General features: G+C 32.9%; 16 protein-coding genes and 1 pseudogene. 8 read left to right on the plus strand and 9 right to left on the minus strand.

The features are described from left to right. Positions 1-54 precede the first annotated feature (54 nt). Together P5P90_RS13285 and P5P90_RS13290 are read left to right on the plus strand one after the other, a co-directional pair. Positions 55-285, plus strand: coding sequence for a hypothetical protein (locus P5P90_RS13285; RefSeq protein WP_026713350.1), 231 nt, complete (start codon positions 55-57; stop codon positions 283-285). Between the two features lie 139 nt (positions 286-424). Then, a complete protein-coding gene (locus P5P90_RS13290) occupies positions 425-1168 on the plus strand; it encodes a hypothetical protein (RefSeq protein ID WP_278035115.1) in 744 nt (247 codons plus the stop codon). A gap of 17 nt (positions 1169-1185) precedes the next feature. Here P5P90_RS13290 and meaB read toward each other — a convergent pair. Continuing rightward, positions 1186-2193, minus strand: a pseudogene (meaB, locus tag P5P90_RS13295) (methylmalonyl Co-A mutase-associated GTPase MeaB); the annotation flags it as partial. A 479-nt stretch (positions 2194-2672) separates the two neighbouring features. Between meaB and P5P90_RS13300 the strand changes: the two are divergent. Both P5P90_RS13300 and P5P90_RS13305 read left to right on the plus strand, forming a co-directional pair. Further along, positions 2673-3353 (plus strand): AEC family transporter, encoded by a 681-nt coding sequence (locus P5P90_RS13300; RefSeq protein WP_340696410.1) that lies wholly within the window; start codon positions 2673-2675, stop codon positions 3351-3353. A 632-nt stretch (positions 3354-3985) separates the two neighbouring features. Continuing rightward, a complete protein-coding gene (locus P5P90_RS13305) occupies positions 3986-4624 on the plus strand; it encodes a peroxiredoxin (RefSeq protein ID WP_278035116.1) in 639 nt (212 codons plus the stop codon). A gap of 115 nt (positions 4625-4739) precedes the next feature. Here P5P90_RS13305 and nudK read toward each other — a convergent pair whose 3' ends face one another. The 7 genes from nudK to P5P90_RS13340 all read right to left on the minus strand — a co-directional run bounded on the left by nudK (position 4740) and on the right by P5P90_RS13340 (position 12255). Then, positions 4740-5321, minus strand: coding sequence for a GDP-mannose pyrophosphatase NudK (nudK, locus tag P5P90_RS13310; protein ID WP_278035117.1), 582 nt, complete (start codon positions 5319-5321; stop codon positions 4740-4742). Positions 5322-5349: 28 nt separating this feature from the next. Then, positions 5350-6384, minus strand: a complete 1035-nt coding sequence (locus tag P5P90_RS13315) for a cellulase family glycosylhydrolase (RefSeq protein ID WP_278035118.1) — start codon at positions 6382-6384, stop codon at positions 5350-5352. An 86-nt stretch (positions 6385-6470) separates the two neighbouring features. Beyond that, entirely contained in the window at positions 6471-7742 is a 1272-nt protein-coding gene (locus P5P90_RS13320) for an adenylosuccinate synthase (protein ID WP_278035119.1), read from the minus strand. A 70-nt stretch (positions 7743-7812) separates the two neighbouring features. Next, positions 7813-8298, minus strand: coding sequence for a Fur family transcriptional regulator (locus P5P90_RS13325; RefSeq protein WP_278035120.1), 486 nt, complete (start codon positions 8296-8298; stop codon positions 7813-7815). Between the two features lie 125 nt (positions 8299-8423). After that, entirely contained in the window at positions 8424-10646 is a 2223-nt protein-coding gene (locus tag P5P90_RS13330) for a RelA/SpoT family protein (protein ID WP_278036534.1), read from the minus strand. A 108-nt stretch (positions 10647-10754) separates the two neighbouring features. After that, complete coding sequence (locus P5P90_RS13335; protein ID WP_278035121.1) at positions 10755-11540, minus strand: TrmH family RNA methyltransferase; 786 nt, start codon at positions 11538-11540, stop codon at positions 10755-10757. A gap of 31 nt (positions 11541-11571) precedes the next feature. Continuing rightward, on the minus strand, positions 11572-12255 hold the full coding sequence (locus P5P90_RS13340) for a cell division ATP-binding protein FtsE (protein ID WP_278035122.1): 684 nt from the start codon (positions 12253-12255) through the stop codon (positions 11572-11574). A 180-nt stretch (positions 12256-12435) separates the two neighbouring features. Here P5P90_RS13340 and P5P90_RS13345 point away from each other — a divergent pair, with 180 nt between their 5' ends. Beyond that, positions 12436-15435, plus strand: a complete 3000-nt coding sequence (locus P5P90_RS13345) for a tetratricopeptide repeat protein (protein ID WP_278035123.1) — start codon at positions 12436-12438, stop codon at positions 15433-15435. A gap of 103 nt (positions 15436-15538) precedes the next feature. Then, on the plus strand, positions 15539-17299 hold the full coding sequence (locus P5P90_RS13350) for a porin family protein (protein ID WP_278035124.1): 1761 nt from the start codon (positions 15539-15541) through the stop codon (positions 17297-17299). A 145-nt stretch (positions 17300-17444) separates the two neighbouring features. On the opposite strand, the gene P5P90_RS13355 is transcribed toward P5P90_RS13350, so the two are convergent. Then, positions 17445-17990 carry a DUF2911 domain-containing protein gene (locus P5P90_RS13355; protein WP_278035125.1) on the minus strand — a complete coding sequence of 182 codons (546 nt, stop codon included), beginning with the start codon at positions 17988-17990 and terminating at the stop codon, positions 17445-17447. A 173-nt stretch (positions 17991-18163) separates the two neighbouring features. Here P5P90_RS13355 and P5P90_RS13360 point away from each other — a divergent pair, with 173 nt between their 5' ends. Together P5P90_RS13360 and P5P90_RS13365 are read left to right on the plus strand one after the other, a co-directional pair. After that, entirely contained in the window at positions 18164-18613 is a 450-nt protein-coding gene (locus tag P5P90_RS13360; protein ID WP_278035126.1) for a hypothetical protein, read from the plus strand. Positions 18614-19011: 398 nt separating this feature from the next. Beyond that, positions 19012-19281, plus strand: a complete 270-nt coding sequence (locus tag P5P90_RS13365; RefSeq protein WP_278035127.1) for an Asp-tRNA(Asn)/Glu-tRNA(Gln) amidotransferase subunit GatC — start codon at positions 19012-19014, stop codon at positions 19279-19281. Position 19282: the final 1 nt, after the last annotated feature.

Below are 19282 nucleotides of genomic sequence, written 5' to 3' on the forward strand. Positions count from 1 at the left end.
TTGTTCAGTTTGTATAAATTAGGACAATTAGTAAATAATCAAATTAATTTTAGGATGGAATTACCAAAATTTGTACTCGGCGACAATACCGATTTCCCAGATGATATTTTTATCATCCATTTAGATTATCCAAGATTTATTATCAACCTAAAAGATGATGAGGTTGAAATTATGGAAGAACCAGAAGATTTAGATGAAGCCGAATTAAATGCCGAAATGGAAAGTCTAATTGAGCAAGCAAATGCTTTTTACGACAGAGAAATGGAACGCTACGAGCAAGACTAACTCCTGCTGAAAAGCAATGAAATAATAGTTTAATAGCTGTAAAATGATTAATTTTAATTGTTTTGCAGCTTTTTTATTCAATAGGGGTAACAAAATTAGATTCTAATTGATATAGTATAAAATCAAAAAATGATACGCCATGAGAACTTTAAAAAAAATAACTGTTGTTTTTGCTTTAGGATGCTTTTGTTTCGTAAATGCACAAATAAATAAAGCGAAAGAAGGAGCAGAAAAAGGAAGTTTTTCTACCTCTTCGACAATGAAAGGAATCAATTCCATTTCTAATTCGATGCCTAATAGGATTTCAATGAATGTTACAGTTCCTAAACAGACCCAAGGAGCTACATTTGGCGAAAAAGTAAGCGCCTCTCAAATCAATGTGAGATTGATGGAGAATTCTTGTATCGTTTTATTTCCTAACAACGCGGGATATAAGGTGAATTTAAAAGCGAATAGTATTGTTTTTTTAACGGCTAATGAGCGAAATACATTTGGTGAAAAAGTGAATCAAGGCTTACATGCAGCTGGTAGTTCATTGTCGCAAGGTGCCTCTTTGTTAGGTGGTGCTTTACCTGGAGGATCTATTATTTCTGCAGCAGTTTCTAGTGTGGGTAATTTATCAGGTGGAGCAGGAGGTGGAGCTGCCGCTGCATCGTATGCTAAAAATGCAAAAAAAGTTTTTTCGATACCAGATCAAGATTCTGATGCTATAATGGAGTTGTCTGATGGTGAGTACGAATTGGTTTTCGTTGTTTTGCAAAAAGTAACTTCTGGGTTAAAAGATACGCTGAAAACACAAGTTAGAATAGGTTTTACGGTTGAAAGTGGTATTTTAAAAACAAAGCATGACACCGCTAAAAATTCTGTTTCTAATATTCGATAAGTTATAAAATCACCTTATTAAGATTTGTTTTTAAAATAGGTTTCTACTAATAATCTAGCGGCTGCAAATGGGGAAGACTCATTATTTTGCACCGCTTTTTTTGTTTTGTCTACTAATTCTTGAATTTGAGGATAATTGAAGAAATCTTCTTTAAGTTGATTATTGATGGTTTCTAGTAGCCAATATTCATTTTGTTCCGCTCTTTTACGCTCAAAATAGCCGTTGTCTTTAACGGTATCGATATATTGCAAAATGATTTGCTCTATTTCTAAAATTCCAGCTTTCGTAATCGCACTACAAGTGCTTACACAAGGTTTCCATCCTGATTTTTTACTAGGAAAATAATGCAAAGCGCGACTCATTTCTGTCTGAACAATTTTTGCTTTAGCGATAGTATCTCCATCTGCTTTATTGATCACAATAGCATCGGCCATTTCTATAATACCTCGTTTAATGCCTTGTAGTTCGTCACCAGCTCCCGCTATTTGCAACAGTAAAAAAAAATCCACCATACTATGCACAGCAGTTTCACTTTGTCCTACACCTACGGTTTCTATGATTATAGTGTCAAAACCTGCTGCTTCGCAGAGTGTAATTGTTTCTCGGGTTTTTCGGGCTACACCGCCCAGTGTTTCCCCTGATGCTGATGGTCGTACATAGGCGTTTGGATCTTTAGCCAATTCTTCCATACGGGTTTTATCTCCTAAAATGCTTCCGTGTGAAATAGCACTACTGGGATCAATGGTAAGTACAGCTACTTTTTTACCTTTTTGCGTTAGATGTTTTCCAAAAGCTTCAATTAAAGTACTTTTGCCTACTCCTGGAACACCAGTAATTCCTATTCGGATTGATTTATTGGCATGTGGCAAGCATAAGTTTATTACTGTATTGGCGTTCTCAAAATGCTCTGGATTTGTACTTTCGATTAAAGTGATGGCTCTACTTAATGCCACAGTATCTCCTGCCAATATGAGGGATACGAGTTCCTCAGTATTAGGCTGAATTCTTCTGGCTTGCTGAATTTTTTTAAAATCGCAGCATTGAATTTTTTAGGACTGTTTTCTTTTGAGTCTTTGTTTGCTTTCACTTTTCTACTTTACCAATTGCTTTATGTAAATTTAAGATATAATATTTGTTTTTTTTTTATCCAAATCGTAACAAATAATACATTAGAAACTTCTAAAAACTTTGTTATTTATGAGATAATAAAATAATTGTGATAATTCTAACAAGCTTTATGATAGCTCCAAATTAGTGAATATCTTTGCAGCATTATGATAAATATAATCCTGATTTTTGTCTATTTACTTATTGGAGTTGCTTTGCAATACGTAAAATGGTTTCCTACTACTAGTTATAAATTAATCAATAAGTTTGTAATTAACGTATGCCTTCCGGCATTGGCTCTTTACTACATTCCTAAAATTCATTGGGATAATAAGTTGCTGTATCTCATTGGTGTAACATGGATTGGTTTTACAGTTTCCTTTTTTTATTTCGCTTTTTGGGAAAAAAATACGGTTGGTCTAAAAAATTAATTGGTTGTTTGATAATCACCGCAGGTTTAGGTAATACGTCTTTCTTAGGTTTTCCAATAGTGAATGCACTATATGGTTCCGAAGGTTTAAAAATGGCTATTTTAGTCGATCAGCCGGGTACTTTCGTAGTAGTTTCTACGCTTGCAGTAGTGGTGGCTACTATGTATTCAAAAGATGCAACTAGTGGAGGAACTATTTTTAAAAAAGTAATATTGTTTCCTCCGTTTATTTGTTTTTTAGTGGCTTGTTTGGCTAATATACTTGGTTTAGACTTTCATGATTATATTCAATTTGGTTTGACCAAATTAGGAAGCTTATTAACTCCTTTGGCTATAATTTCTGTTGGTTTACAATTACATTTTGATAGTAGAAGTAAGCATTGGAAATTTTTGTGGATTGGATTGGCTTACAAATTGTTCCTCACACCAGCGCTATTGTTTTTGCTATATGTTGTTGTTTTAAAACAAAACGGATTGATGATTCAGGTAGTTTTGATTGAGGCTGCCATGGCACCTATGATTATGGCTTGTATTGTGGCAACTTCACACGGCTTAAAACCTCGATTAAGTAGTATGATGATAGGATTTGGTATTCCGATTTCGTTTGTTACTTTAGCTTTTTGGTATTTCGTTTTGCAGTATATATAAACTAAATTTTTTAGAAGCAGAACTATTACTTTTCATAATAACTTTTTCTCCTGCTATTCGTTACAATCTTGTTTTCTGAACCCCAGAAAAACAAGGATTTTCACTTCTATCAGGGCTATTAAGAACTTCTTCGTTTCAAGATATTTTTTTGTAAATAGATAATTTGATAAAGGATAGTTAGATATTAATTTGAAGCAATTTTATTTTTTATGGATAAACTACGCAAACGAGCAAAACAAATTTTTCTAGTGTCCTTTCTTATCCTATTACTTTTGTATATGACAGATATACTGAATATCGATCTTGGATGGCTTAACTATCCAATGATTTTGATGATTCCGGTACTGTTCTCTTGTGTAATTGCAAGTCTAATATTGGTTTTGATTTTTAAGAGTGATTTAAAGAGTAAATTACCAGCACTAATTCTGTCTTTGATTCCAGTAATTACCTTTGTGTACTTTTTTTTGATGTTATTTTCTATTCAATGTTAAATTGAAATTGTAGTTAAGGGAGAATAATGAATAGTAATTGTTAAATCAGTTCATGTTCTTTAACAAATATTTATTCTAATTAAATAACGAGAATTGCTTTTTTTGACTAATTTTATAGAACTTATATAAAATAGATATATCATGGCAACAATTCGATTAGGCGATATCGCTCCAGATTTTAAAGCAGAAACCACTCAAGGTACGGTTCAATTTCATGAATGGTTAGGAGATTCTTGGGGTGTTTTATTTTCGCATCCTGCTGATTTTACTCCTGTTTGTACAACAGAGTTGGGAACTGTGGCTAATTATTTTCCTGAATTCCAAAAAAGAAATACGAAGGTAATCGCATTAAGTGTGGATAGTTTAGAGTCGCACTTAAACTGGATCAAAGATATTGAAGAAACTCAAAACGTAACGTTACAATACCCTATAATTGCTGATGAGAACAAAGAAGTAGCTAATTTGTATGATATGATTCATCCAAATGCAAATGATACTTTTACGGTTCGTTCAGTGTTTATTATTGGTGCTGAAAAAAAAGTAAAACTAATTTTGACGTATCCAGCATCAACAGGACGAAATTTTGACGAATTATTACGTGTAATAGACAGTTTACAATTAACGGCTAATTATAGTGTTGCTACACCAGCTAACTGGAAAGATGGTCAGGATGTAGTAATTGCACCTGCTATAAAAGATGAAGATATTCCTGCTAAATTTCCAAAAGGATTTAAGAGAATTAAATATTATTTAAGAATGACTCCTCAACCGAATAAATAAGATTTGGTTTTTGATATAGAAAAAGGGAATTCGTTAATAGTGAATTCCCTTTTTTATTTATTTAATCTATAATAAATGAATTATTTTTAAGAGCTTGTAATGAGGTGTTATATAGTTAAAGCCCTAAATTAATCTTTGCATATTGTAACAACATTATCGTTTTGGCATCATTGATTTCACCGCTAGCAATCATGTTATAAGCTTGGTTAAAGGACATCTCAATTACTTCTATGTTCTCTTGCTCTTCTTCAAGTCCACCACCTTCACTCACTTTCATCGAAGCATCGTATTCGCCAATAAATAAATATAAGATTTCAGTAATAGCTCCAGGAGACATGTAGGTTTCCATTATTTTTTGAACCTTAGAAATACGATAACCTGTTTCTTCTTCAGTTTCTCTAATAATGCATTGTTCGGGTTCGTCTTTGTCTAGTAATCCTGCGCAAACTTCAATCATCATTCCGCTTTCATTACCATTTAAATAGGTTGGTAAACGGAATTGACGAGTCAGAATAATGTTTTTGGTTTCTTTGTTATATAATAAAATACAAGCTCCATTCCCCCGGTCATAGACTTCTCTTTTTTGAGTAATAAAACTATCGTCAGCCTTTTGATAGTCAAAAGTTACTTTGTTTAAGATATACCAGTTGTTTGAAAGTAATTCGGTTTGAGTAATTTTAATTTCGGGATTTTTCATTTATTTTTTACTTGAATTTATTTTGGGTTTATGGGTTTCTATTTTGTAAACTTAAATTCTTAAAAAAACTTCCCCAATTGTTGTTATTTAAATCGTTTGGTAAACCTTCAGATGTTAAAAGGGCATCTATGTCGTTTTCATCTTTTTTGCAAACCCAGGCGCAAATTGATAGGTTTCGATTGTATATGTTGTTTAAAAAAGGTCTTGGATCCATGAGGACACCTGCATTCATTGGGGCAGTTTCTCCAAAAATAAAGGGTATGTTTAGTTTATTGAGTTGATTTAAGCGATTATTTAGATTGTCATTACTATCTAACAACCATTTTTCATAAGCATGTATATCGAATAGAATATTTGATTTGTTTTGAATGAAAATTAATCCCTTTTGCAAAAGTACACTTTCATCTTGTCCTTGTTCAGCACATGGAATGAGTATGATATTATTGTTCCCTGTTGATCTAATGATATTGGTCAGTTCACTCATATCATTGAACCAAATATCATCTGTATATCCGTCTGTTTTGTCATATCGATAGGGCTCATTCCAAACTTCAATCCATACATCAGATTGATCTTTAAAATGCTTAGCCCATTGTTCTAATATTAGTTTGTATTCATTCCACCAATAGGTTTGTTTTGGTGTTTTTCCTGTAAATAATGTTGCGCTTTTTCCGTCCCACCCAAATGGGCAAATTATAGTAATTTTATTTTCTTTTCGGTTACTATCTACAATGTTTTGTAGAGAATAAAGATAGGATCCGTTAGCATCTTTTATGGGGTTTCCAGTTATTGGATTTTCTTTACTATTTCCAATGAATTCTCTATTGATATCAATTTTCCATTCTTTTAATAAGTCTGGTGTTATACCAAAAACTTGAAGAGAATTAACCCCTATGAGTTGTATTTTAGTGTTGTTCTTGTAAATTCTAGAACCCTTAATGGTGTAGTTTTCTGAATTAGTACTTTTTGGGAGTGTTTTTTCATAGTTACAAGAAAGAAATAATAGTAATACTATAGAAATGATAGTTACATTTTTAATAAGTACCTTTCGATTGAACACCATTGATTTTAAATATTAATATTCCTTTCTATTATTTCTTAAATATATAAAAAAGAACGCTCTGAAAAATCAGAGCGTTAATTCTATTATTATTTTGTAATAGTTTGTTTTCTATCCGGACCAACAGAAACAATTTTAATTGGCACTTCAAGCTCTTTTTCAATAAACTCGATATATTCTTTTAATTCGACTGGAAGTTCTTCATAAGTAGTCATTCCGGTTAAATCTTGTTTCCATCCTTTGAATTCTTTGTAAATTGGAGAAACATTTTCTTCTTCTACATTGTATGGGAAATGAGCAATGTTTTTTCCTTTATAATTGTATTCAGTACAAATTTTTAATGTGTCAAAACCAGAAAGTACATCACCTTTCATCATCATTAATTGTGTAACTCCGTTAACTTGTACAGCGTATTTTAAAGCTACTAAGTCTAACCATCCACAACGTCTTGCTCTACCAGTTACCGAACCAAATTCGTTACCTACTTTTGCCATTGTTGAACCTACTTCGTCAAAAAGTTCAGTTGGGAAAGGGCCGCTTCCTACACGAGTAGTGTAAGCTTTGAAAATTCCGTAAACTTCTTTGATTTTGTTAGGAGCAATTCCTAAACCTGTACAAGCTCCTGCTGCAGTAGTGTTAGAAGAAGTTACGAATGGGTAAGTACCAAAATCAACATCTAGTAAAGATCCTTGAGCGCCTTCACATAAGATTGATTTTCCAGCTTTTTGAGCTTGGTACATGTATTCTTCACTGTCAATAAAGTCTAATTTTTTGATTTCTTCGATTGCTTCAAAAAATTCAGTCTCAAGTTCGGCTAAGTTATATTGTAATTCTACTCCGTAGAATGCAATCATCGCTTCGTGTTTGTCTGCAAGAGAACGGTATCTTTCTTTGAAATCTTCTAATTCAATATCCCCTACACGTAAACCGTTTCTTCCGGTTTTGTCCATGTAAGTTGGTCCAATTCCTTTAAGTGTTGAACCAATTTTAGCCTTACCTTTAGAAGCTTCAGAAGCAGCGTCTAATAAACGGTGCGTAGGTAAGATTAAGTGTGCTTTTCTAGATATAATTAATTTCTTTTTGATATCGATGTCAAATTTAGCTAATCCTTCGATTTCTTTTTGAAATACAACAGGGTCAATTACAACACCGTTTCCAATAACATTTACCGCTGATTTATGGAAAATTCCTGAAGGAATGGTTCTAAGTACGTGTTTTATTCCGTCAAATTCTAAAGTATGTCCAGCATTTGGTCCACCTTGAAAACGGGCAATAATATCGTAATTTGAGGTAAGAACGTCAACAATTTTTCCTTTTCCTTCATCTCCCCATTGTAATCCTAGTAATAAATCTACGGTCATTTTTAATTTATTTATTTAATCCTTAATTTGTTTTGGCGATTTTGATTTTGCGCCTATTTAACTAAAATTTTTATTGATTTTCTTGTTGTTTTTCTTCCGTATTGCTTTTTTTCTTTGTGCCATAGAAATACAAGGAATGATTGTTAATTTCTACATCAAAAATCTCTTCAATTGTTTTTTTGATGGTTTGTATTCTTGGGTCACAAAATTCGATCACTTCACCAGTATCGGTCATAATAATGTGATCGTGTTGTTTGTCAAAATAGGATTTTTCATAATGCGCCTGATTTTGTCCAAACTGATGCTTACGAACTAAAGCACAATCTAATAACAATTCGATGGTATTGTATAAAGTAGCTCTACTGACACGGTAGTTTTTATTTTTCATTTTGATATATAGATTTTCTATATCAAAATGTTCTTCGCTTTCATAGATTTCCTGAAGTATAGAGTAACGTTCAGGCGTTTTTCTATGGCCATTTTTTTCAAGATACATTGTAAAAACATTTTTTACAATTTCTTGGTTTTTATTGTTATTTGTTGAAATGAGTGTCATATTCGGCAAAGATAATTTTTTATTTTAATAGTTTTCAAGTTTAAGTACTTATAAGAGAATAATTTTGTTCTTTTTTTTAGAACTGCAGATGCCAAACTAAAAAAAGGATTAGAAATTATAAGTCTCTAATTTTTGTAAACTCGAGTCACTCGATCAATTCCGTCAATTTTTTTAATGTTTTCAATTAGTTTTTTCAAAATTGTGATGTTTCGAACAACAACGGTTAATTGTCCTTTAAAAAGTCCGGCTTCTCCGCTCAAAGAAATACTTTGGATGTTGACGTTCATGTTGTTTGAAATAACTTTGGTAAGCTCGTTTGTTAAACCAATACTGTCCATTCCGGTTATGTTCAAAGTAGCTTTGAATTCTTGTTGTGAAGAATCAATCCATTTTGCCTGCATAATTCGGTATGCATAATTCGATTGTAGCGAAATGGCATTAGGACAATCTTTTTTGTGTACTTTTATTCCTTCGTTGATGGTTACAAATCCAAAAACCTGATCTCCTGGAATTGGGTTACAACAGCTCGCTAGTTTGTAATCTAATTTGTCTTGTTCTTTTCCAAAAACGAGCAAGTCATAATTGTTGTGAAGTATAGGTTTGTGAATGTCGGCATCAGCAGTATTATTTCCGCCTCGTTTAATTTTGTTTTTAAAGAAATTAATTAATGAGTTGCTTTTTTGAGCGGCAAAATCTTTTAATTGTTGGTTGTCAATCGTACCTAAACCTACTCGATAAAATAAATCCAAACTGGTTTTAAGATGGAAAAAGTTAACTAATTCATTAGTAACCGTTTCATTCAAAGTGATTTTTAAATGTTTTAATTTACGTGTCAGTAATTCTTTTCCTTCTTCGGCGATTTTCTTCGTGTTCTCATTAAGAACATTTTTTATTTTATTCTTTGCTCTCGAAGTAGTTACATAGTCTAACCAGTTAGCGGTAGGTTTTTGGTTAGGCGAAGTGATAATTTCTACTTGATCACCGCTTTTTAATTTGTAGTTCAAGGGTACTAATTTACCATTCACTCTGGTTCCTCGGGTTTTGACTCCTATTTCAGAGTGGATACTGAAAGCAAAATCCAAAGAAGTAGCTCCTTTAGGTAGGGATTTAATATCTCCTTTTGGAGTAAACACATAGATTTCTTTCGAATATAAATTCATTTTGAAATCTTCTACAAAGTCAATGGCATTGGTCTCTGAGTTTTCTAGAGCTTCCCTCAATAGGTTAAGCCAAACATCTAATCCACCTTCTTCTGAATCTCCATTTTTGTATTTATAGTGTGCTGCATAGCCTTTCTCGGCAATTTCATCCATACGCTCACTACGTACTTGGATTTCAACCCATCGCCCTTTTGGTCCCATTACGGTAATGTGGAGCGCTTCGTAACCTGTTGATTTAGGCGAGGAAATCCAATCTCTTAAACGGCTCGGGCTTGGTCTATAATGGTCTGTAACAATGGAGTATATTTTCCAGGCGATGAATTTTTCGTCGTGTGGGGCCGATTTATAAACAATTCGGAGGGCGAATTTATCGTAAACCTCGTCAAAAGTTACGTTTTGTGTTTTCATTTTTCTACGAATAGAGTAGATTGATTTAGGGCGGCCTTTGATGATATAGTCAATGCCTTCTGCATCCAGAGAAGCTTTTAATATATCCGAAATATCTTTGATATAAGCGTCTTGTTGTTCCTTGGTTTCTTTGATTTTACTGGCAATATCATTGTAAACAGATGGCTCGGTGTATTTTAATCCTAAATCTTCTAGCTTAGTTTTGATGTTGTAAAGTCCTAATCGATGCGCTAATGGGGCATAAATATACAAGGTTTCCGAAGCAATTTTAATTTGCTTATGGTCGTCCATCGATTCCATTGTTTGCATGTTGTGCAATCTGTCGGCAATTTTTATTAAGATTACACGAACATCATCGTACAAAGTCAAAAGCATCTTACGGAAGTTTTCGGCTTGCATAGATACATTCATGTCTTTTTGTACGATAGAAATTTTAGTCAACCCTTCAACCAGTTGGGCAACTTTAGGATTGAACATGCTTTCAATATCTTTGACAGTTATTGGTGTGTCTTCAACTACGTCGTGTAATAAGGCTGCCGCAATTGAGGTAGCGCCAAGACCAATTTCTGATGCTACAATTTTAGCAACAGCAATTGGATGAAAAATATAGGCTTCTCCTGATTTTCTTCTTTGTTCTTTATGGGCATCTACGGCAACATCAAAGGCCTTACGGATTAGTTTCTTGTCTTCAGGAGTTAAAGTTTGGTAACTAATACGAAGTAATTCTTTATATTCTTGAGCAATTGCTTTATTTTCTTTTTCGATTTCTATTTCGGTCATATTTCCAGTGTTCATTTTCTAAAAATAAAGATAAGTTTGCATATATGCAAGAGTTGGGATTTCAGATTTTAGAATGCAAATTTCAGATTTCAGAACGGATTCTGTAATCTAAAAACCTCGTTGTCTTTTGGCTTCAAAAATTAAAATAGCTGCAGCAACCGATACATTCATACTGTCTATTTCTCCTTGCATAGGGATTATGATATTTTGTGTAGCGGCATCGCGCCATTCTTGAGTAAGTCCGGTGGCTTCAGTACCAACAACTAAGGCTGTAGGTTTTGTATAGTCTTGAGTGTGGTAACTAGTTGAATTTTGCAAGGTAGCACAATAGAAATTGATGTTTTTTTCTTTTAAAAAAGCTATGATTTCTGAGGTACTTGCACTTGCAATTTGATTGGTAAATAAACAACCTACGCTGGAACGAACAATGTTTGGGTTGTATAAATCACTTTTTGGATTAGCAATGATTACGGCATCTAGATTGGCAGCATCAGCAGTGCGTAAAAGTGCACCAATGTTTCCTGGTTTTTCTGGGGCTTCGGCTACTAAAATTAATGGGTTTTCCGAAAGTTGTAAATCCGAAAGTTGTAATGACTTGGATTTGGCTATAGCCAAAATTCCTTCGGTTGTTTCTCGATAGCTTAATTTTTGGTAAACGGCTGTGTTGATTTCAATGAAATCGGTTTTAGGAGCCAGTTTTTTGGCTTCTGTTTCACTACAAATATCGGGACAAAACAGTATCGTTTCAATTTCATAATTGCCTTTTATAGCTAATGAAATTTCGCGCACTCCTTCAATTAAAAAAGTACCTGTTTGTTTTCTGTTTTTAGCTTTTTCTTGTAATAATACTAAAGATTTTATGAATGGGTTTTGAATGGATGTTATTTGTTTCAAGCGATTCTAAATTTTAGTATTGTAATGAAAATTAAATAGTTCTTTGTACTACTTCAAAAATTTTAGAATCCTCGCATTTTAAGGTCTTTGAAGGGAATTTCATCAATAGAGCATAGTCGTGTGTTGCCATGATAATGGTTTTACCATTGGCATTAATTTTTTTCAAAACATCTAAAACTTCAACGCTGGTTTGAGGATCTAAGTTTCCTGTAGGTTCATCGGCTAAGATTAGTTCTGGATCGTTCAAAAGTGCTCTAGCAATCGCAACACGTTGTTGTTCTCCTCCTGAAATTTGATGAGGCATTTTTGAAGCATGGTTTTTCATGCCTACCTTGTCTAAAACTTCTTCAATTTTACGCTCCATTTCGTCTTTGTCTGTCCAGCCAGTTGCTTTCAATACAAAAAGCATGTTGTCTTGAATGGAACGATCTGGTAAGAGTTTGAAATCTTGGAAAACAATACCAATTTTACGTCTTAAAAACGGAATGTCATTTTCTTTAAGTGTTTCTAAATCAAAGTCTACTACATGTCCTTGACCTTCTGTTAAAGGCAAATCGGCATAAAGTGTTTTCATAAAACTACTTTTTCCGGAACCTGTTTTTCCAATGATGTACAGAAACTCGCCCTGGTTTACTTCTAGGTTTACGTTTGATAAGATTACTTTATCTCCTTGATAAATGGTTGCGTTTTTTAATGACAGTACAGCTTGAGACATAATTAACGATTGTTTATGGTGTAAAAGTAATTATCAATTATGAAATAGCAATATCAATCTCATAGTTTTTTGTGGTTTGTTAAAAGATTTGTTCATAATAAAAGCGGTTTGTGCCACGTTATAAAGCCTATATTATAATATATTTGGATATTAAAAAACAGATAAAATGCGTAAATTTTCTTGGCTCTTTTTTTGTTGGTTTTAGTTAAAACCAATACGCTATCAGCACAGAAATCAACAATATATACTACTGATTTAAAAGATTTTGATCGTGCCATTTCTTTGTATAAGGATAATCAATATGTATCGGCACAATACCTTTTTGAAAAAGTAAAAATGGCGACACATGATGAGGAAACCAAATCGGATTGTGCGTATTACGATGCTAGTTGTGCCGTTCGGTTAGGACATGCTAATGCTGATGTGTTGATGGAATCCTTTTTAGAAACTTATCCAACAAGTTCAAAAAGCAACCAAGCTTACACCGAAGTAGCGCATTATTATTTCAATCAAGGTAATTATTCGGAGGCCTTAAATTGGTTTGAGAAAGTAGATGAGAATCAGTTAAATGCTACCGAAAAAGATCGTTTTAACTTTCAAAAAGGCTATAGTTTCTTCAGTTCAAAAAATAAAAAAGAAGCAACAAAATATTTTAATAAAGTTTTAAATTCAGAAGTGTATGGTTCGCAAGCTAAATACTATCTGGGTTTTATGGCTTATGAAGGCGATAATTATCAAGAAGCTAACAAGTATTTTGATGCAGTGGCAAAAGAAGAAAAATACTCCGAAAAACTGTCTTATTATCAAGCGGATATGAGCTTTAAGTCGGGTAATTTTGAAAAAGCAATAGAGCAGGGGCAAAAAGCAATGGCCAAATCAACACCTGCGGAACAATCAGAATTACACAAGATAATTGGGGAGAGTTATTTTAATTTAAAAAAATACAATGAAGCTATTCCTCATTTAGTAGCCTACAAAGGTAAAAATGGCAAATGGAGTAATACGGATTATTACCAATTAGGTTACGCTTATTATAAGCAAGACGATTATGAGAAAGCAATTGCTCAGTTTAATAAAATCGTAGGAGGAAAAGACGGAGTTGCTCAAAATGCTTATTATCATTTGGGTGAAAGCTATTTGAAATTAAATCAAAAACAACAAGCATTAAATGCTTTTAAAAATGCTTCAGAAATGTCTTTTGATGAAGCAATCCAGGAAGATGCTCATTTGAATTATGCAAAACTAAGTTATGAATTGGGGAATTCGTATCAAAGTGTTCCTTCGGTTTTGTTAGCTTTTATGGATAAGTATCCTAATAACGCAAATCGTTCAGTAGTAGAAAAACTTTTGATAGATTCTTACATCTCTTCAAAAAACTACAAAGAAGCGATGATTTTATTGGAAAAAAATAAAAGTCCAGAGAATAAATTGGCTTACCAAAAAGTGACATTTTACAGAGGTTTAGAATTGTATACAGATAGAAATTATACTCAAGCTTTACCAATGTTTCAGAAATCATTAGCTAATGGAGTAGATGCGCAATTTACCGCCAGAGCTACTTTCTGGAAAGGAGAAACAGAATATGTGTTAGAAGATTATGATAAGTCGTTATTGAGTTTTAAACAATTTGTAGGCATGACTACTGCGGCTTCAACTCCAGAATATAAAAACAGTAGTTATAATATTGCTTATGCTTATTTTAAATTAAAAGAATATGAAGCGGCTGGAGATGCTTTTCAAAAGTTTATCGAAAAAGTAAAAGACGATAAAACAAGAATTACAGATGCTTATTTACGATTGGCAGATTGCCGATTTGTGACCACAAAATATTGGCCAGCTATGGATGCTTACAATAAAGTGATTGAATTAAAAAGTGTTGATGCTGATTATGCCTATTTTCAAAAAGCAATGTGTTATGGTTTTGTGTCTCGAAACGATAAGAAAATTGATGATTTGAATGCTTTTATACAAGCTTATCCTAAATCAAGCTACCGTGATGATGCAATGTTTGAATTAGGTAATACTTATGTAGCTACTAGCAAGCAAGATGCGGCATTAAAATCATACGACAGATTGATTAATGAATATAAAAATAGTGCCTTTATTTCTAGAGCAATTTTGCGTCAAGGTTTAGTGTATTACAATTCAGATAGAAATGCTGAAGCATTGGTAAAATTCAAAAAAGTAGCTGCCGAATATCCTAAAACACCAGAAGCTCTAGAAGCGGTAGCGACAGCGCGATTAATTTATGTTGATAGTGGTAAGGTAGCAGAATATTCTAATTGGGTTAGAACATTAGATTTTGTAGCGGTTACCGATGCTGATTTGGATAACGATACTTTCGAATCGGCGATGAAGCAATATGAGCAAAATAATACGGCTCAGGCAATTTCCGGATTCAGAGCTTATATAGCTAGTTTTCCTAATGGTATTCATGCTTTGAAAGCTAATTTCCAGTTGGCACAAGCTTATTATGCAGAAGGACAAAAAGACAAAGCAATACCGAATTACCAATATGTAATTAACGAACCAAGGAATGAATACACCGAACAATCTTTGTCTCGATTAGGACAGATTTTATTAGAGAGTGGAAATAAAGAAAAAGCGATTCCTGTTTTGCTTCGTTTAGAAAATGAAGCTGATTTGTTTCAGAATAAAGTCTTTGCGCAATCCAATTTAATGAAATGTTATTATGAGGGTAAAGAATATGCTAATGCGGTAGTTTATGCCGAAAAAGTATTGGCGAATCCTAAAACGGATGATAGTGTAAAAAGTGATGCGCAAATTATAATTGCTCGTTCGGCTATGCAAACAGGAGATGATCTTAAGGCAAAATCAGCTTACGCAAAAGTGCTGCCAATTGCAAAAGGAGAATTAGCAGCTGAAGCCCTGTACTACGATGCTTATTTTAAAAACCAAGAAGGGAAGTTTGACGCTTCAAATACCGTTGTGCAAAAATTAGCAAAGAGTTATGCTGCTTATCGTTATTATGGTGCAAAAGGTTTGATCGTAATGGCTAAAAACTTCTATGGATTGAAAGATAGTTTTCAGGCTACCTATATTTTGGATAGTGTGATTCAAAATTTTTCAGATTTCCCAGAAGTTGTTCAAGAAGCACAAACGGAGTTAAATCGAGTGAAATCAGAGGAATCAAGAACGAATTCTTCTATTGGTAATTAATTAGAAATAGATAAAAGAATAAAGAGAAGAGATTAAAAAAACTAATTATCTGCTTATAGTCATTTTGGTTTAAAGGTTTAGAAAGCAGAGTAAAAAATAAAATATGAATTTCAATTTCCAAAATAAAATAATAATAGGGCTGTTTCTAATGGCTTTACAGGTTTCTTGGGCACAGAAAAAAGATGAAAATATTGGTTCAGAGGTTGTAAATGTGGTAAAACCATATACGCCAACTGTTTCGGATGCTTCTAAAATTCAAGAAGCCCCAGTTCTGGATGATGAAGGTAATGCAAAAAAGGAAACAATAAAATACACCATTTTTTCCTTTCCTGTTGCTTCTACTTTTATGCCTGCAAAAGGAAAAGCAGAAGGTGTAGATAAAGAAGCAAAAGAAAAATTTTATAATAATTATGTGACTTTGGGTTATGGTAACTATGGTAATTTAAATGCCGAGTTGTTTATAAATCAAAATTTAGGAGCTAATGATTATGTTGGAGGGATGTTTCGTCATTTTTCATCACAAGGAGGAATAAATGATGTGAAATTGGATAATTGGTTTTACGATACGGCTTTGGATGCCTTTTATGGAGCAAATAATGATAGTATGTCATGGAATATTGATTTGGGTTATCAAAACCAAATATACAATTGGTATGGATTGCCAATGGGTTTTGGGGGTTCGTTGAGTGCCGCTGATCAAAATACTTTGATTGGAAGTGTTGATTCTAAACATAGCTATAATGGTATTTCATTAGGAGGGAAATTGAGTTTTAATGAAGGAGCTTTCAAAGAATTAGCGACAAAATTTAGTCATTTTACCGATAGTTTTGATTCGGCTGAAAATAGGTTTTATTTTAATCCTTCTTTAAAGTTTGATGTCTCTGAACAAACCGTTAAAACAGATATTATTGTAGATTATGTAGGCGGTACTTTTCGAAAAAATTATGAAAATTCGAACTTAGAATCTATAAAATACGGTTTTACTAATGTGGGGCTAGCACCTAGTTTTTACATTAACGAAAAGGGTTGGGATGTAAACTTGGGGGTAAAACTTTTTTATAGTGTGGATAATCAAGGAAATGATAGTAAGTTTTTAGTATATCCTAATATTAATGTTTCTTATCCTGTAGTAAAGGATTTGATGATATTTTACGCTGGTGCTGAAGGAAGTTTAGAGCAAAACTCCTATATGGATTTTGTAAAAGAAAATCCTTTTATGTCGCCTACTTTGACTATTGCGCCAACGGATCAACAATATGATATTTTTGCAGGATTAAAAGGAAAGTTAGCCTCAAGTATAAGTTATAATATCAAAGGTTCTTATGTGAACGAACGCGGTAAAGCTTTGTATAAAAGTCAAAACTATACCGAAAATGAAACTAATCAGGACTATGCTTTTGGGAATTCTTTCCAGGTGGTCTATGATGATGTGCGAACTTTTAGTTTGTCAGGCGATTTAAAAGCTGATTTTTCTAAAAATGTAAGTTTTGGAATTGGCGGGACATTTAGTAATTATAAAAGTAATAGCCAGCAAGAGGTATGGAATTTACCAACAGTAGAGGTTAATTCAACTTTAGATTTTAATATTACACCTAAATGGTTTGCTGGTGCAAAAGTATTTTATGTAGGGGAAAGAAAAGATATGCAATTAAATCCGAATGTTGTTTATGTAGTGCAACCAGGTCCAACAACTTTAAAAAGTTATTTTGATGTCAATGCACATCTAGGTTATAAACATAATTCGCAAATAACGGGATTTTTAAAGTTGAATAATATTTCGAATAACTCTTATCAAAAATGGATGAACTATCCAGTACAAGGTTTTCAGGTGTTAGTAGGTGCTAATTTTAAATTCGATTTCTAAGAAGTTTTTTTAACCGCAAAGAAAACAAAGTATACGCAAAGAGCGCTAAGTTTTCCAAGGCAACGCAGATTCATAAACTCTGCGAACATGGCGAAAAACTTAGCGCTCTTTGCGGTTAAACTAAAGTCCTTGTGGTTGAAAAGAATTACTCTGTAAAAGGAATCGCTACTCTTGTTTTATCCCAACCCAAATTTAAGATCATTCCTTTTTCAGCATTGGTGAAAACCATAGAAAAAGCTTCCAGTGATTCTTCTGATTGTGTTGTAGGAACATTTAGTCTAGCGACATCATTAGCTTCTTTATACGAATAAGATCCCCAAGCATTAAGGTCTTTGTTTAAAATGATTGTCCATTCTTTTTCTCCAGGAATGGTGAATAAAGAATAGGTTCCAGCCTTAATTTTAGTTTTTCCTAAAAAGACATCTTTGTAAAATGTAATTTCGGTTGCTTCGTTAGCACCTGTTCTCCAAACTTTTCCATTAGGAGCTAGTTCGTTTAAACTACGTCCTTTAAGTTGTGGACGACTATACACTACTTTGGCAATTTTTACAGGGATTTTATAATCATTTGGGTATGAAGTAGCATCCATTGGGCTTTTGTCAATTCCTGGGAATTTTTGAGCTTGAATGCTGGTAGCTGTAAATAATAACAATCCAAAAGCAATTGTAGATAAGATTTTTGTTTTTTTCATAATAGTTTAAAGAATAAGATTAATAAAAGTGTTTACGAAGTTAAATAAAAAATCCTTGTTTCAGATAAATAGGTTTGTCAAATACAATTAAAATAGTGTGAGATGAATATAATCAATTAAATTTGTGAGCCGTTCAAATCATCATTTGGATTAATATGAAATAAAAATGCAAAATGACTTTTAAACAAAAAATACATCAATACTACTCTCGCATGCTAGAGGATCGAATAGATGCTTTTCGGGATATGATTTCGGCTTTGACCGAAGATTCTAAAAATGATGCCAAAGGTTCGGCAGGTGATAAACACGAAACCGCTTTATCGATGATGCATTTGGAACAAGAAAAATTTAATACGAAGTTGCGTGAAGTTTTGAACCAAAAAGCGATTTTGGAAAAAATAAATCCGGAAATAAGTTCAAAATCGATTACTTTAGGAAGTTTGGTGAAAGCCAATGGGATTTATTTGTACCTGTCTTTGGCTTTGCCAAAAATAACTATTGACGGAATCAATGTAATAGCGCTTTCTCCACAATCACCTTTGGGAAATAAATTAATGGGGAATACCATTGGATTTACTTTCGAAATTAATGGAACTCAATATTTGATTGAAGAAATTAATTGATATTATGGATTATTGGTATTTAATATGTAGTTTCTCTTGGTTTGTGTCAGCTTTTGCTTTTTATAAAATTCACAAGCTTTGGTATAAGGATGTTATTGAAAATGATAAGCTTTATAAGTTTCAGGTAAAAGTTGGGAATTTAAAAATGGATGGGAATTATAATACTTATAATTATGGGAATAGTTTGTTTTTTTAAAGCAATAGGCTGAATTTTATATAAATCAGTTATAATCTGTGTTGTTTGTATTTTTCCAATCCGATTTACATTTTAAGTTAGCTTAAGCCTGATCGCTTTGGTTTTTATGCATTTGAATTCATTTAAAAAAAATCGAATTCCCTAAAAAAACTTTCGTAAATTCGCCCGCTTAGAAGTTTGACTTTAAAACATATTAAAAATTATGAGTAAGATAATGACAGTCGACGTTTTGTCGAGTATTAAGGGAGCACAGCCATCGGAGAGCGTGAACCAATTATTTGATGTAATTAAAAATGCAATTCCAGCAAATAATAATTCCTTAAATAATGTCAATCATAATTGTGTGTCTGTTAGTGATTTAAGAGAAGATGTTGTGGTAGAGAGTTCGGCTATTGAAAAACAAATTATTTTAGAAAACTTCCCGAACAAGAAAAATGGTTTTTTAGTTGTTGCTAAAGTTATAGAAGGATAAA

This window comes from Flavobacterium nitratireducens (assembly GCF_029625335.1).
Taxonomy (GTDB): Bacteria; Bacteroidota; Bacteroidia; order Flavobacteriales; family Flavobacteriaceae; genus Flavobacterium; species Flavobacterium nitratireducens.